The 15,114-nt window shown below is 34.0% G+C and carries 12 protein-coding genes and 1 pseudogene; 6 read left to right on the forward strand and 7 right to left on the reverse strand.

What is annotated here, in order from left to right:
- Positions 1–10 precede the first annotated feature (10 nt).
- The gene (locus GKR88_13430) at positions 11–361 is read right to left on the reverse strand and encodes a hypothetical protein (protein ID QMU65195.1); all 351 of its coding nucleotides are present in this window, start codon (positions 359–361) and stop codon (positions 11–13) included.
- A 381-nt stretch (positions 362–742) separates the two neighbouring features.
- Between GKR88_13430 and GKR88_13435 the strand changes: the two genes are divergently transcribed.
- The 3 genes and pseudogenes from GKR88_13435 (at position 743) to GKR88_13445 (ending at position 5,375) form a co-directional block, all read left to right on the forward strand.
- Positions 743–991 carry a helix-turn-helix domain-containing protein gene (locus GKR88_13435; protein QMU65196.1) on the forward strand — a complete coding sequence of 83 codons (249 nt, stop codon included), beginning with the start codon at positions 743–745 and terminating at the stop codon, positions 989–991.
- A 114-nt stretch (positions 992–1,105) separates the two neighbouring features.
- Positions 1,106–4,060 carry an amidohydrolase family protein gene (locus tag GKR88_13440; GenBank protein QMU65197.1) on the forward strand — a complete coding sequence of 985 codons (2,955 nt, stop codon included), beginning with the start codon at positions 1,106–1,108 and terminating at the stop codon, positions 4,058–4,060.
- Between the two features lie 5 nt (positions 4,061–4,065).
- A pseudogene (locus GKR88_13445) lies at positions 4,066–5,375 on the forward strand (amidohydrolase family protein).
- Positions 5,376–5,831: 456 nt separating this feature from the next.
- On the opposite strand, the gene GKR88_13450 reads toward GKR88_13445, so the two are convergent.
- The gene (locus GKR88_13450) at positions 5,832–6,170 is read right to left on the reverse strand and encodes a hypothetical protein (protein QMU65198.1); all 339 of its coding nucleotides are present in this window, start codon (positions 6,168–6,170) and stop codon (positions 5,832–5,834) included.
- 175 nt (positions 6,171–6,345) lie between these two features.
- Entirely contained in the window at positions 6,346–7,011 is a 666-nt protein-coding gene (locus GKR88_13455) for a uracil-DNA glycosylase (protein ID QMU65199.1), read from the reverse strand.
- A gap of 37 nt (positions 7,012–7,048) precedes the next feature.
- Between GKR88_13455 and GKR88_13460 the strand changes: the two genes are divergently transcribed.
- Complete coding sequence (locus GKR88_13460) at positions 7,049–9,250, forward strand: DNA mismatch repair protein MutS (GenBank protein QMU65200.1); 2,202 nt, start codon at positions 7,049–7,051, stop codon at positions 9,248–9,250.
- Between the two features lie 77 nt (positions 9,251–9,327).
- Here the strand turns inward: GKR88_13460 and holA are convergent, their stop codons facing one another.
- Entirely contained in the window at positions 9,328–10,332 is a 1,005-nt protein-coding gene (holA, locus tag GKR88_13465; GenBank protein QMU65201.1) for a DNA polymerase III subunit delta, read from the reverse strand.
- A 191-nt stretch (positions 10,333–10,523) separates the two neighbouring features.
- Between holA and GKR88_13470 the strand changes: the two genes are divergently transcribed.
- Together GKR88_13470 and GKR88_13475 are read left to right on the forward strand one after the other, a co-directional pair.
- Positions 10,524–10,970, forward strand: a complete 447-nt coding sequence (locus GKR88_13470) for a restriction endonuclease subunit R (GenBank protein ID QMU65202.1) — start codon at positions 10,524–10,526, stop codon at positions 10,968–10,970.
- Between the two features lie 47 nt (positions 10,971–11,017).
- Positions 11,018–12,016: a glycosyltransferase gene (locus tag GKR88_13475; protein QMU65203.1), complete on the forward strand. Its 999-nt coding sequence runs from the start codon at positions 11,018–11,020 to the stop codon at positions 12,014–12,016.
- Between the two features lie 95 nt (positions 12,017–12,111).
- Here the strand turns inward: GKR88_13475 and GKR88_13480 are convergent, their stop codons facing one another.
- The 3 genes from GKR88_13480 to GKR88_13490 all read right to left on the reverse strand — a co-directional run bounded on the left by GKR88_13480 (position 12,112) and on the right by GKR88_13490 (position 15,086).
- The gene (locus tag GKR88_13480; protein QMU65204.1) at positions 12,112–12,732 is read right to left on the reverse strand and encodes a threonylcarbamoyl-AMP synthase; all 621 of its coding nucleotides are present in this window, start codon (positions 12,730–12,732) and stop codon (positions 12,112–12,114) included.
- Positions 12,733–12,804: 72 nt separating this feature from the next.
- Entirely contained in the window at positions 12,805–13,506 is a 702-nt protein-coding gene (locus tag GKR88_13485; GenBank protein ID QMU65205.1) for a response regulator, read from the reverse strand.
- Between the two features lie 11 nt (positions 13,507–13,517).
- Entirely contained in the window at positions 13,518–15,086 is a 1,569-nt protein-coding gene (locus GKR88_13490) for a GHKL domain-containing protein (protein ID QMU65206.1), read from the reverse strand.
- Positions 15,087–15,114 lie beyond the last annotated feature (28 nt).

Raw genomic sequence — 15,114 nt, forward strand, 5'->3', positions numbered from 1 at the left:
ATCAAAACTATTAGGTATAATATGGCATATTATTACCTCCACCAGAGGGTGCTCTCATAAATTGTGCAACCGCTCCTGCAAGTTTTTCGGCACATCTTCTCCCTGCTCTTTCGCATGAGCTTAGAAAGTTACCTGCACTAGCACTAAATTCAACACCTCCTATGTTTACAGAACATGAAACTCTACAGAATGATGATTTTGTATTATCATTGGTTGACAATTCTACATTATCTTTAGTAGATGATTTAGAAAATGTAATCCCATTAATATTGATAATTGATGAATTTTGGACTTTTGTGTTGTTTGCAAAAGCAAACGTTCCTACTAGCATAAACGCTAGTGCAAAAAATACATTTTTCATATTTAGTTTGTATTTAATGGTTAACCAACTTATTAAAGTTGGGGCGGGAAAAATTCCCTATGATCTTAATTCAACTCCAATATTTTGTTTATTCTCAAGGTTCTATCTCTATTAAGTGAATGGCTTTTGTTGTTTCAATTTACAGCTTTTTCTTTTTTCAGAACCTCTAATTTTTAACGCAATTGTCATCAAATGGCTACCAACTATTGAATTTACCACTTTCAAACCTATCGTATCTTTTGAATAGTACCAAAAAAACAAATGGCTTTTTTGGACTAACGGTTTTCAGTAAGGAGAAGCTACTACCTGAAAACCGTTAGTCTTAAAAGTACAAACTTCATTCTTATTTTTTTCCTTATCTTTGCGTAAATAAATTTTCAAATGAAAAGAAAACACCGCTCCCAAAATACTCAAGATAAGGTTGCTGTAATTTTAGAAAAAATTATAACTCGCAGAAAAAAATTAAAAATCACGCAAGCAGATTTAGCAAGTCAATTAAACATATCTCTTAGTGGATATTTCAAAATTGAAAAAGGGAACAACAAATTAGACATTTATCGCCTCATTGAAATTACAGAGATTTTACAAATTGATTTAGGCTCTTTTTTTAAAGGCCGGGACAAGCAATGAATTTCTTAAAATTATGTTAAAATTAAATTAAAAATTTAATACCAATCGAGTTCTCAATACATTTATAAATCAGAACCTGTTTAAGCGAGTTCTTAGTTAAATAACCAACCTTACATGAAAAAACCAATTTTAATATTCTTATTATTCGCTATTTCAATGGTGAATGCACAGGATTATTTTCCCTCCAATACCGGTGTAAAAACGACAGATAATAGTACAGTTGCATTTATCAACGCAAAAATTTATGTTTCTTCAACCGAAAGTATCAAAAAAGGAAGGTTACTGGTGAAAGACGGAAAGGTAGTCGACGTCGGTAGGTCTGTCGAAATCCCCAAAGGAACCAAAACAGTGGATCTTTCGGGAAAAACCATATACCCTTCTTTTGTAGAAGTTTATTCGGGTTTCGGGATAAAAAAGCCCTCCCGACCCAAAAACCCGAACAGAAAGCCGCAGTATGATGCCGGTAGAACAGGGTATTATTGGAATGACCATATTCGGCCGGAGATCGATGCTGCCACATTATTTAAATTCGATGATAAAAAAGCCAAGGAGTTACTGAATATCGGTTTTGGTGTTGTAAATACACACCTGCACGACGGCATTATAAGAGGTAATGGCATATTGGTTGCCCTCAACAGGCAATCTAATGATGCTTACAGAATTCTGGACAAACATTCCGCACAGTACCTGTCTTTTAGAAAGAGTGTGCAATCCGGGCAATCCTACCCTACCTCAAGAATGGGTGCAATGGCTTTATTGCGACAAACATATCTGGATGCGGATTGGTATGCCGGCGGAAATGCAAAAAACAAAGATGCATCCCTGGCAGCACTAAATAAAAATAAAGGGATGGTACAGATTTTTGATGCCGGCGGGTATTTAGATGCTTTAAGAGCTGATAAAGTAGGCGATGCATTTGGAATCCAGTATACCATTGTTGGAGCAGGTGATGAATACCAAAGGGTGAAAAACATCAAAGCAACTAATGCCACTTTTGTGATCCCGATCAACTTTAGAAAAGCCTATGATGTGAGCGACCCGTTTTTAGCAAATCAAATTGCGTTGAGTGATATGAGAAAATGGAATCAGGAACCTGCAAATCCGGCTATTTTAAGTAAAAACGGAGTGAATTTTTCCCTGACTACTCACGATTTGAAATCTCTGAGCTCTTTTCACAAAAACCTACGAAAAGCAATTGCACACGGATATGACAAACAAAAAGCGCTAGCTGCTTTAACAACCATTCCTGCTCAAATTTTAGGAAACCAAAAGATTGGAAACCTGAAAAACGGTTCTCATGCCAATTTCTTAATTACTTCGGGAGATATTTTTGATAAAGAAACGATCATCTATGAAAATTGGGTACAAGGAAATCAACATGTTGTGAACTCCATGAACAGCAAAAATATTTCAGGAGAATACACATTGGTTTTAGATGACAAAACATTCGACTTAACGGTTCACCGCACTGCTGCCAAACAAACAGGAAGTTTAAAAAAGGACGGTAAAAAAGTCAAATCTGCATTTTCTTTTAAAGATCAATGGATTCAGCTAACCATAAATGACAATGGAAAGTTTACAAGGCTCATCGGTAATGTTGCTGCTAATGGTAGTTTACAAGGAACTTATTATGATAACAAGGGGAATGAATCTACCTGGATAGCTACTAAGAAAAACACGGGCAAAAAAAAGAAGAAGGAAAAAAAGAAGAAAAAATCTGCTGTTCCCGAAGTAATTCCCGTAAGTTACCCGAACATGGGTTTAGGGAACTTTACGCAACCGCAACAAGAAACCATTTTAATTAAAAATACTACTGTCTGGACCAGCGAGAAAGAAGGCATATTAGAAAACACGGATGTATTATTAAAAAATGGCAAGATTGCAGAAATTGGTAAAAACATCAAAGCAAGAAGAGCAAGAGTGATTGACGGTACGGGAAAACATTTGACAGCGGGGATTATTGATGAGCATTCACATATAGCGGCATCGGCTATTAATGAAAGCGGCCATAATTCTTCAGCAGAAGTAACCATAGAAGATGTTGTAAATCCGGACGATATTAATATTTACAGAAACCTGACCGGTGGCGTTACCTCTATTCAAATTTTACATGGTTATGCAAATCCTATAGGCGGGCAATCGGCTATCATCAAACTAAAATGGGGTGAAAATGCAGATCATTTAATTTATAAAGATGCTCCCAAATTTATCAAATTTGCTTTGGGAGAAAATGTAAAACAATCCCGTTCCACAACAAGTTTCCGTTTTCCGCAAACAAGAATGGGTGTAGAGCAAGTATTTACAGATTATTTCCAAAGGGCAAAAGAATACGACAAACGAAAGAAAAGCGGAAAGCCCTATAGGAAAGATATTGAACTGGAAACGTTAGCCGAAATTTTAAACAAAGAGCGTTTTATTTCCTGTCATTCTTACGTTCAAAGTGAAATCAATATGCTGATGAAAGTTGCAGAAAAGTTTGATTTCAATATTAACACATTTACACATATTCTGGAAGGTTATAAAGTAGCAGACAAAATGCAAAAACACGGTGTAGGCGGTTCCACTTTTTCGGATTGGTGGGCCTACAAATATGAAGTGAATGATGCGATTCCATACAATGCTTCCGTCATGCATAATGCGGGAGTTATCGTAGCCATTAATTCCGATGACCGGGAAATGTCCAGAAGATTGAATCAGGAAGCAGCCAAGACTATCAAATACGGTGGTATGACTGAAACAGATGCCTGGAATATGGTAACTATCAACCCGGCAAAATTATTACATATAGATCACAGGGTTGGAAGTATTAAAGCGGGTAAAGATGCAGATGTTGTATTGTGGAGTGATCACCCGTTGTCTGTCTATACCAAAACGGAAAAGACCATTATAGAAGGGAAAGTATTTTTTGATATTGAAGAAGATATGAAAAAACGCAGAGCGATAAAAGAAGAGAGGAATAAGCTCATAAATATGATGCTAAAAGAAAAAATGAATGGAGGAAAAATGCAAACTCCCGGGAAGAAAACCAGTAGGAATTTTCATTGCGATACAGAAGAAATACAAAACTAAGAATCATGAAAAAACAATATATATACCACTTACTATTTTTCTTTTTAACCGTAAGTATAGTTGCGCAGCAGACTCCTGCTCCAAAACAGAGTACTGCTTATAGTATTGAAGGTGCTACCGCACATATAGGAAATGGGCAGGTGGTAGAAAATGCACTTATCATATTTGATAAAGGCAAAATTGCATTTATAGGGAATGCTAACACAAAAATCGCTCGTAAGGGTACCATTATAAATGCAAAAGGCAAGCACGTATATCCCGGTTTTATTGTTGCAAATACGTCTTTGGGCTTGGCAGAAATAGATGCGGTAAAAGCAACCAGAGATTTTCAGGAAACAGGCTCTATGCTACCCCATATAAGAAGTTTAATCGCTTATAATGCGGAAAGTAAAGTTGTAGAATCCATGAGGCCTAACGGCGTTTTAATTGCCCAGGTAACACCGAGAGGAGCTACTATTTCAGGAACTTCCTCCATAGTGCAATTAGATGCCTGGAATTGGGAAGATGCAGCGCTAAAAACAGATGACGGTATCCATATCAACTGGCCCGGTAGTTTTAAGAGAGGCAGATGGTGGCTGGGAGAAGATCCTGCATTAAAACCGGATCCAAAGTATGCGGAAAATAAACAATCTGTTAGTGATTTTTTTACGAATGCCAAATTGTATTTGGCCGGAAACCGTAAACAAAAGCACTTGCCATATGCTGCTACAAAAGGGTTGTTTAACGGAAATCAACAGTTATTTATTCATGTTAACAGGCAGCGGGAAATTGCTGATGCTGTCAATATGTTTAAAGAACTGGGAATAAAAAAAATGGTTATTGTTCGCGGTAATGAGGCGCATAAAGTAGCCGATTTGCTCGTAAAAAATAACATTCCTGTCATTCTGGACAGACCTCACAGAGTCCCTGCCAATGAAGATGACGACTATGATTTCCTTATAGAAATGCTAAAATACTGGTAGATAAAGGAATTACCGTTGCGATTGGCATGGAAGGGCAAATGGAAAGAATGAATACCAGAAATATACCCTTTTATGCAGGTACCTGTGCTGCTTATGGCCTTGGCAAAGAAGAAGCATTAAAATTGATTTCGGGAAATGCTGCTAAAATTTTAGGAATTGATGAAACTACAGGAACATTAGCCGTAGGAAAAGATGCCACCTTATTTATTTCCGAAGGAGATGCTTTGGATATGAGAACAAATATGGTAACAGCTGCATTTATACAGGGAAGAAAAATTAGTTTGGAAACACATCAAACGAAACTTTGGAAACGATACGATACAAAAGTCAAATTTGAAAGATTGAAAGATTGAAAGATTGAAAGATTGAAAGATTGAAAGATTGAAAGATTGAAAGATTGAAAGATTGAAAGATTGAAAGATTGAAAAATAATGATTTTTTTGACTCAAAAAAAGCAGTATAATCTTGATTTTGCCATCTCTGATAAAGGCAAGGTGGTAACACTTCACGCCAAAGATTGTTAAATCTCTGAGTATTGTACTTGTAATAACAGTACATATAATGGTCATTGCCATATTATACTATGCTGTTATTAACTAATTCCTGTTAAAGAATGAAAAAAGATTGGTATTCAAAAACAAAATGGGGAAATTAAACCAACAGCTAGCAATGGTAATCCTTGTATAATTTCGCAGGGATAAAATTTTCTGATTAAAAAAACACTTTCAAGGTGTTTTTCTATCAAACATTTTTTTGTTAAATACGAGTCAAGTCAACTTTTAACACGGAACTTTCTAACCTGAAACTTCTTAATTTGAAACCGTATGCCCTATGTGTATTTTAGCTATTCCTTTTTTATTGGAAATTTTCACATAATTATAACCCTGGTTTTTGAATGTTAATTCAAACCCGTCAGTTATTTCTTTTCTATTGATAATTTTAGAAGGGGTTGTCAATTTATAAATCAGGTCCTCATGGCCGGGTTTATCTTTAAGATTAGTAGCCAATTCTTTTTTAAACTTTTGTAAAACACTTTGTTCGTGTGCTGATAACTGGGGCGATGATTGCCCGAACAAAGTAAGCGGCGTGCTTGCCACTAGTGCAATTCCTGTTAAACTTGCGGTTGATAAAAATGAACGACGTTTCATATATAAGAGGTTTATTTATTAAAATTAATTCAAATAACTCCGGAAAAATCCCCAAGGTATGCTAACAAATATACAATTATTTCTGTTGAACTCATTTAAACTTTTTGGATTTAAGTGAAAATTAGAAGTTTTTAGCAATTCAAATACGGAATATATCGCTATTTTGACAAAGGTCTCACCATTCTATTTCACTTTTATGAATACTCTTTAAATATTGATTTGTTTTGGAGAAATGCTTATTTCCAAACCAATAGCCTTTGTTTGCACTGAGCGGTGACGGGTGCCCGAAAGACAAGACATAATGTTTTTGGGTATTGATTTTTTCTCCTTTTTTCTTTGCAAATCCGCCCCATAACAAAAAAACTACCTGTTTTTTCCGAGTTGAAATTTGTTCGATAACAGCATCTGTAAATTGCTCCCAGCCTTTCCTCTGGTGGCTTCCGGGTTGACGAGCCTTGACAGTCAGTGTGGCATTCAATAATAAAATTCCTTGTTTTGCCCAAAACGATAAATCTCCGGAAACAGGATATGGCTTCCGAATATCTGCTTCTATTTCTTTAAATATATTGACTAATGACGGCGGGTGCTGAACTCCGTCTGCTACTGAAAAGCACAGGCCGTTAGCTTGTCCAAAGCCATGATACGGATCCTGGCCGATAATAACTACTTTTACCTGATCAAAAGGACAGTGATTAAATGCCGCAAAAATAGCACTCCCCTTTGGGTAGCATCGATGATTTGTATATTCGTACTTTACAAAAGAAACCAATTCCCTAAAATAATTTTTTTCAAATTCCGGTTGAAGAATATTTTTCCAACTTTCATCAATATGGACTTGCATTGTTTATTATTTTTGTAAATAATCAAAGATAAAGGTTTTGAAAAATACCATCTCAAAAAAAGTATTATTAGATTTAGAATTTGAGACCGTCTTAGAACAAGTTGCTAATTTTGCTATTTCAGAACCGGGCAAACAGGAAATTAAACAAATTGTTCCCATCACTGAGAAAAAGTATTTATTGCAAGAGTTAGCATTGGTAAATGAGTACCTGGCTTCTTTTGAAAATGAAAACAGAATTTCAAACCACTATTTTGAAACTATTACTGTCGAAATTCAAAAATTAGGTATTGAGAACAGTTTTTTAGAGCCCCAACAGTATTTAAAATTAGCAACCATCTCGGAAACCGTCAATGAGCAAAAGAAATTTTTAAAAAAATTCAGTACGTATTATCCAACATTGTATGAGTTGAGCGAACATATTGAATTTACAAACCATATTATTGCATCTGTAAAACAAATCATTACTTCTTACGGAGAAGTTGTAAATTCGGCATCGCCTGTATTAAAACAGATTCGAAAAGAAATTGGTCTTGTCAGGAGTAAAATTGCGGCTAGTTTTAACAAAGAATTAAGTAAAGCCATCGCTGCCGGGTATTTAGCCGATATTAAGGAAACCATTATGGGCAGTCAGCGTGTTTTGGCAGTACAGGCCATGTACAGGCGAAAAATTAACGGTAGTATTCTAGGGTCATCAAAATCCGGAAGCATCGTATATATGGCTCCGCAATCGACTTTGAGTTTCAGCAGAGAGTTGCAAAATTTGGAATATGAGGAAAAGCAGGAAATTATAAAAATACTAAAAGATTTATCCGATGAGTTACGCCCTTTTCAAGATCTTTTTAAAAAATACTTTGCTTTTTTAACCCGTCTGGATGTGATAAGCGCAAAAGCCAAATATGCAGATTCAATTCATGCATTGCTACCTACCATTGTCAATGAAAAAAAAATATATTTTAAAAATGCCTTCCACCCTATTCTTTGGCTAAAAAACAAAGCACAAAAAATCGCCACTATTCCACAAACTATTGAATTGCATGATCAACAACAAATCATAGTGGTTTCCGGGCCCAATGCAGGAGGCAAAAGCATTACGTTAAAAACCGTGGGGCTCTTGCAGCTAATGCTGCAAAGCGGTTTGTTAATCCCTGTCGATGAACGTAGCGAAACCTGTGTTTTCGATACCATTTTGACAGATATTGGAGATAATCAATCTATTGAAAATCAGCTAAGTACATATAGTTATCGTTTAAAGAACATGCGTCATTTCCTGCGAAATTGTAATGAAAACACCTTGTTTTTAATCGATGAATTCGGTACCGGATCTGACCCCGAATTAGGGGGTGCTTTGGCAGAAATTTTTTTGGAAGAGTTTTATCATAAAAATGCCTTAGGTATTATTACTACTCACTATGCCAATTTAAAAATATTGGCAAATGAATTGGAAAATGTCGCAAATGCAAACATGCAGTTTAATGAACGTACGCTTGAGCCTTTGTATATCCTGGATATCGGGCAGCCCGGGAGTTCTTTTACTTTTGAAGTGGCTCAAAAAAACGGAATACCGTTTCGCTTGATTAACCGGGCAAAAAAGCGAATTGAGAGTGAAAAAATCCGATTAGATAAAACCATCTCGAAGCTGCAAAAAGAACGCAATAAATTGCAAAAGACCTCTCAAGGTTTGGAAAAGCAAAAATCAAAAGGACAAGAGCATATAGAAAATTTACAGGAGAAAGAGCAAAAAATTCAGGAAAAATTAGCCGGTTTTCAGGAATTATATGATAACAATCAGCGGATGTTATCTTTGGGAAGAAAAATTAATGAATTGCTAAATACATATTTCCAGACAAATAATAAAAAAGAATTGACTGTTAATTTCAATAAATGGGTTGCTGCCGAAAAAACAAAATATATAAAGAAAAACCCCGGAAAATCCGGTAAAACTCAAAAAAAAGAGATCAAAGCCCGAGAAAAAAAAGCAAAAGAGACGATTAAAAAAATAGAAAAAGAAGTCTTGCAAAAAGTAGTTAAAGTTCGTGCTGAAAAGAAAAAAGAAGCACTTAAAATTCAAAAAGCCAAAGAAAACTATATTTTTAATATCCATGACAGAGTGCGTTTGCCGGACGGAAACGCCGTAGGAACCATTGAAAAAATTGAAAAGAAAAAAGCATTTATCAACTATGGGATGTTTACTACCGAAGTATCTTTAAGTAAATTAGAGCTCGTTGAAAAAAGTAGCTGATACAGTGGAAAGTATAAAAGTTATAAAGTGTAAAAGTTTAAAAAAGCTTACGGGTTTTGAGGGAAAAAGTAAATTCGTTAATGCATGATCCTGAACAGTAGTTCTTTTAAAATATCTCCTTGACTTAGATGATATGCTCCCACTCCCTTACTTTTCATATCTGCTTCACGTAACCATGTGGTCACCTGTGCTACTTTACGCATCGGATAGTTTTTTGCCGCAATAACATATTCATCTGCAAAATAAGGGTTTATCCCCAGTGATTTGGCTACCGAGTGCTTCGATTTGTCTTTTAGTCCATGAAATGATAACAACTGTGTAAAAAATGTATTGAGCAAAGAAATGGTCATCACTATCGAATTTTTTCCAGGATTTTCAGAAAAATAATTGATAATTCTATTAGCCTTTACAATATTCTTTTTTCCAATGGCTTTTCTCAATTCGAAATTATTAAAATCTTTGGAAATCCCTATATTTTCTTCAATATGTTGCGAGTTAATGGTAGTTCCTGTCGGTAGTGTTAGCATCAGCTTATCCAGTTCATTACTGATCTTGCTTAAATCGGTTCCTAAAAACTCAACCAGCATTTGAGCTGCTTTGGGTGCTATCTGGTAATTTTTTTCGCTTAGCAAGCGACTGACCCAATCAGGTATTTGATATTCATACCATTTTTTACTTTCATAAATCAAACCGGACGCGGTGATAGCTTTATATAGTTTTTTACGTTTATCAAGTGTCTTATATTTGTAGTTGAGAACTAAAATAGTGGTGATTTGGGGATTCTCGGCATAACTTGTTAATTTTTCGATATGCCTGCTCAGATCTTGTGCTTCTTTTACAATCACCACCTGATATGGTGCCATCATAGGAAATCGCTTTGCAGAAGATACAATATCCTCTATGGTAACCTCTCTCCCGTATACTATTTGCTGATTAAATTCTTTTTCCGTTTCATTTAAGACCGTTTTTTCAATATAATCTGAAATTTTATCAATATAGTAAGGTTCATCGCCCATTAAAAAATAAATAGGTTTGACAGCACCTTTTTTAATTGTTGAAATGATTTCACTTATTTTATCCATATAAAATTATTACCTCGGTTTCAATGAACTCAAAAATTCAAGGGTTTAAAAAATGTTTTAATTACTCTTTTTATATCATTTTAACTTTCTTTCTCAAGAGAATAATTGTTGTTTTTTGTAATATTTTAAAAAAGTTGAGGAAACTTTTAACTTGATACTTTATAACTTTTTAACTTTATAGCTTTTAAACCATGCAGCCATTACATTTTCCGTCTTATACTTTTAAAATCAAAAATAGCGAAAATAAGGCGCTGATTTTTGATAATTTTAGAAAAAAATACATCATTTTGACTCCTGAAGAGTGGGTACGTCAACATGTGGCCCGATTTTTAACAGAAGCTAAAAAATACCCTGTTTCTCATATCGCTATTGAAAAACAGCTAATATTTAACAGGCTGAAAAAAAGAACAGATATTGTTGTTTATAATAAAGCAGGAAACCCGGAAATTATAGTGGAGTGCAAATCACCTGCTGTTTCCATAAAGCAGGAAATTTTTGATCAAATAGCGAGGTATAATCTAAAATTGAAAGCAAAATATTTAATGGTTACCAATGGATTGGAACATTATTTTTGTAAAATAGATACCAAAAACGAGTCTTATATTTTTTTAGAGGATATTCCCGAATATCAATTTTAGCGAATCTTTACCATTTTAAGTAACATTTAAAATGTAAGTTTGCATTCTTGAAAATAGCCATTGTCATATTAAATTGGAATGGTAAAAAATTGTTAAAACAGTTTTTACCATCTATCGTAAACTTTAGCTCGAATGCGGCTAAGATATACGTAGTAGATAATGCCTCTACGGATACTTCTGTTTCCTTTGTAAAAAAATATTTTCCGACGGTTTCTATCATTCAGAATACACAAAACGGGGGTTATGCAAAAGGGTATAATGATGCCCTGCATATTATTGATGCGGATATTTTTTGTTTGATAAATTCTGATGTAGTGGTAACCCGCAATTGGTTAGCTCCCGTTATAAACATTTTTAAAGAGAACAAAAATACGGCCATTGTACAGCCTAAAATTTTAGATAATAAAAACAAATCGTTTTTTGAGTATGCAGGTGCAGGTGGGGGCTTTATTGATTTATTTGGATATCCTTATTGCAGAGGAAGGGTCTTTAATACCTTAGAAGAGGATAAAGGTCAGTTTAATGATATTGTATCCATTTTTTGGGCTTCCGGTGCGTGTTTTTTTATTCGAGCTGAAGTATATCAACGCCTGAGAGGTTTTGACGAAGATTATTTTGCTCACCAGGAGGAAATTGATTTGTGTTGGCGTGTTCAGAATGAGGGCTATGATATAAAATACGTGGGAGGTGCTACGGTATATCACGTTGGTGGAGCTACACTAACAGAAACCAATCCCAGAAAAACTTTTTTGAACTTTAGGAACAGTTTATTAAATGTAGTAAAAAATGTACCTGAGCAGCGGTTTCTGTTTGTTGTTTTGTCTCGTTTAATTCTGGACGGGATTGCCGGGTTGAAATTTTTACTGGAATTAAGACCTATTCATACGTTTGCTATTATACAAGCGCATGTCAGTTTTTATAAAAACTGTTATCGGTTTTTAAAAAAGAGAAAAAAACTACAAAAAAAACCGAATTACCATTCGCATATAAGTGTTGTTTGGCAGTATTTTGTTTTGGGTAGAAGGAAATTTAAGGATTTAAAATAATGAGACCTTTGCAGCATTGATTTGACATAAATTGTTTATCATTCCTATTTTAAAAGTGCTTTTAACTCGCTTATATAAAAAGTGTAACAAATTCATCATAAAACCTCTAAACCTCCCTTTCCTTCTCTGATTATTTTTGGATCATTGTCTGTTAAATCTATAACTGTTGATGCCTGGTTATCTCCATACCCTCCATCAATTACAATATCAACAATAGTATTCCATTTCTCATAAATCAATTCAGGATCTGTGGTATATTCCAAGACATCGTCTTCATCGTGAATTGAAGTAGATACAATAGGATTCCCTAATGCTACAACTAAAGCTCTGGCAATATTATTGTCCGGTACGCGAATACCTACGGTTTTCCGCTTCTTAAATATTTTAGGTAATGAATTACTTCCCGGTAATACAAATGTATAAGGACCCGGTAAGGCTCTCTTTAAGATCTTATATGTAGAAGTATTTATTTGCTTAACATAATCGGATAAATGGCTCAGATCATTGCATACGAAAGAAAAATTAGCTTTGTCCAACTTAACTCCTTTTATTTTTGCAATTTTTTCCAATGCCCTGATATTGGTAATATCGCAGCCCAAACCATATACGGTATCAGTCGGATAAATAACCAGTCCACCGTTTTGCAATACTTTTACAACCTTATTAATTTCTTTTTGATTTGGGTTTTCATTATATATTTTAATGAGTGCTGCCATGACATAAAAACTGAAAAGCTTAGATTTATATTCGATCTAAACTTTATTTTGCATAGTTTGAGAAGTATATTTTCAGGACTTATCTACCATTCTAAATCCTTCTCCATGAATATTTAAAATTTCTACACTATCATCATCTTTCAAATATTTCCGAAGCTTTGCAATATAGACATCCATACTTCGGGAAGTAAAATAATTATCATCTCTCCATATTTTAGTCAATGCTAATTCTCTTGGCATTAAATCGTTTTTATGAACAGCAAGCATTTTAAGAAGCTTACTTTCTTTAGGCGATAATTTTTGAGGTTCACCATTCTTTCCTACTGACAAATGTCTCAGTTTAGAATTGAAAAAAAATTTACCTATAGAAAACTCAAATTGTTCGTTTTCCGTGGATTTATCAGATTCTTTACGTTGTAAAATAGCTTTGATTTTGAATAGTAATACTTCAGAATCAAATGGTTTATTCAAATAATCATCAGCTCCTACTTGATATCCTTTTAAAACATCTTCTTTAAGTGTTTTGGCTGTCAAAAAAATAATAGGTATTTCTTTGTTAGTAGCACGGATATCTTGTGCCAGAGAAAAACCATCTTTACGGGGCATCATCACATCCAAAATACACAAGTCATAATCGCTGTTTTTGAACATAATCAGCCCTTCTATTCCGTCTTTTGCATATGTGACGTTATAATCATTTAGTATTAAATAATCTTTTAAAACCGTTCCAAAATTCGGATCATCTTCTACTAATAAAATTTTTGTACTTCCCATAATTATTATATTTAAATTAACGGTAGTTTAATTGTGAAGATACTACCTACTCCCTTTTCGCTTTCAACAAAAACTGTTCCATGATGATTTGTTACAATTTCTTTTACATAGGCCAATCCTAATCCGTGCCCCTTAACGTTATGTATATTCCCTTTTTGCTCCCTGTAAAACTTATCAAAAACATATTTCTGTGCATTTTTGGTCATACCAATACCTTCATCCTTAATTTTAATAATGAAAAATTTATTGGTACTCTCTGTATATACATCAATTTTAGGAGGATCTACGGAATATTTTAATGCATTTTCCAACATATTTACCAATACATTTGTCAGATGAAACTGATTCGCAAAAACTTCGGTTTGCATTGCTTGAAAATGTGTAGAAATCGTTCCTTTTTTATCTAATACCAATAATTTTACATGTGTAATTGCATCTTCTATCAGGTCGTGAATATCTACTTCCTCTTTTGCAATTTCAATTTGATTTTTTTCTAACTTTGATATTCTCAATACATTTTCTACCTGACCATGCATTCTCTTATTCTCGTCTCTTATCATTTTCACGTAATGCATTACTTTATCGCTGTTACTGATAATTTTTGGATTTTTAATAGAGTCTAAAGCCAGGTTGATAGTTGCAATCGGGGTTTTAAATTCATGCGTCATATTATTTATGAAATCCGTCTTTATTTCCGATATTTTTTTTTGTTTTACCAGTTGATATAGCGAGCTTGAAAACGCCAGTATAATGATAAAAATGAAAAATAAGGACAGTAATAAGATATATGAAATTTCAGACAGAATATGTTTGTTTTTTGTTGGAAAAGTCACAAAAAGTTTATAATCACTCAACCCTTCCTCATTAATAAATAACGGGTAGCTATAACTTTCTTTTGTATCAATCGTATAATATCCCGATTTTAATTTGGTGGCCAACCCTTCATAATTATAAACCCCGTATTTAAAATCGATGTCTATATTTCTTTTTCCAAGTTCTTCTTTTAATGTTGTTTTTATTTCTTTATTGCTAATTCTTTGATGTATGGGTTTGTATTTTTTGTAATCACTCAAGTAATTGATAACGTCTTTTCCTCCCAACAGATCAAATTGTTTTGTTGTGGAAAACCTGCTTTCGCTTATTTGTTTTTTAAAGTCATTTGTTCCGCCAAGTAATTGTGCCTGAAAAAAATCTTTTTTGATGTTTATTCTTTTATAGATCACCGTATCACTGTCCAGAAAACCGAGTGGCATTTTAAAATCTTCCTCCAAAATAGTAGCACCAAAAGTGAATTTTTGTTTTTTGACAGTGTCTATTTGTTGTAAAAAAATATTTTTTATGCCTGCTTTATCTGCTAACTTTATATTCCTGAAAATAGGTTCGTATTCTCTTATAAATTGATCTTTTTCTCTTTCTGCTATTCTTTCCGATGTGCTTGCCAGAGATTTAATTACATCATTGTCAAGTTCCCTGTCTTTACTTTTTACGGCATTATCTATCCAATAAAGCTGCACAGAGATGATTCCTATCAAAGAAACACTCATAAGAACAACGATAAGAATAAACATTCTTTTCCCCATATATCAAAAATAGAAGATAATTTTTCGC

This window comes from Flavobacteriaceae bacterium, assembly GCA_014075215.1.
GTDB lineage: Bacteria > Bacteroidota > Bacteroidia > Flavobacteriales > Flavobacteriaceae > Polaribacter.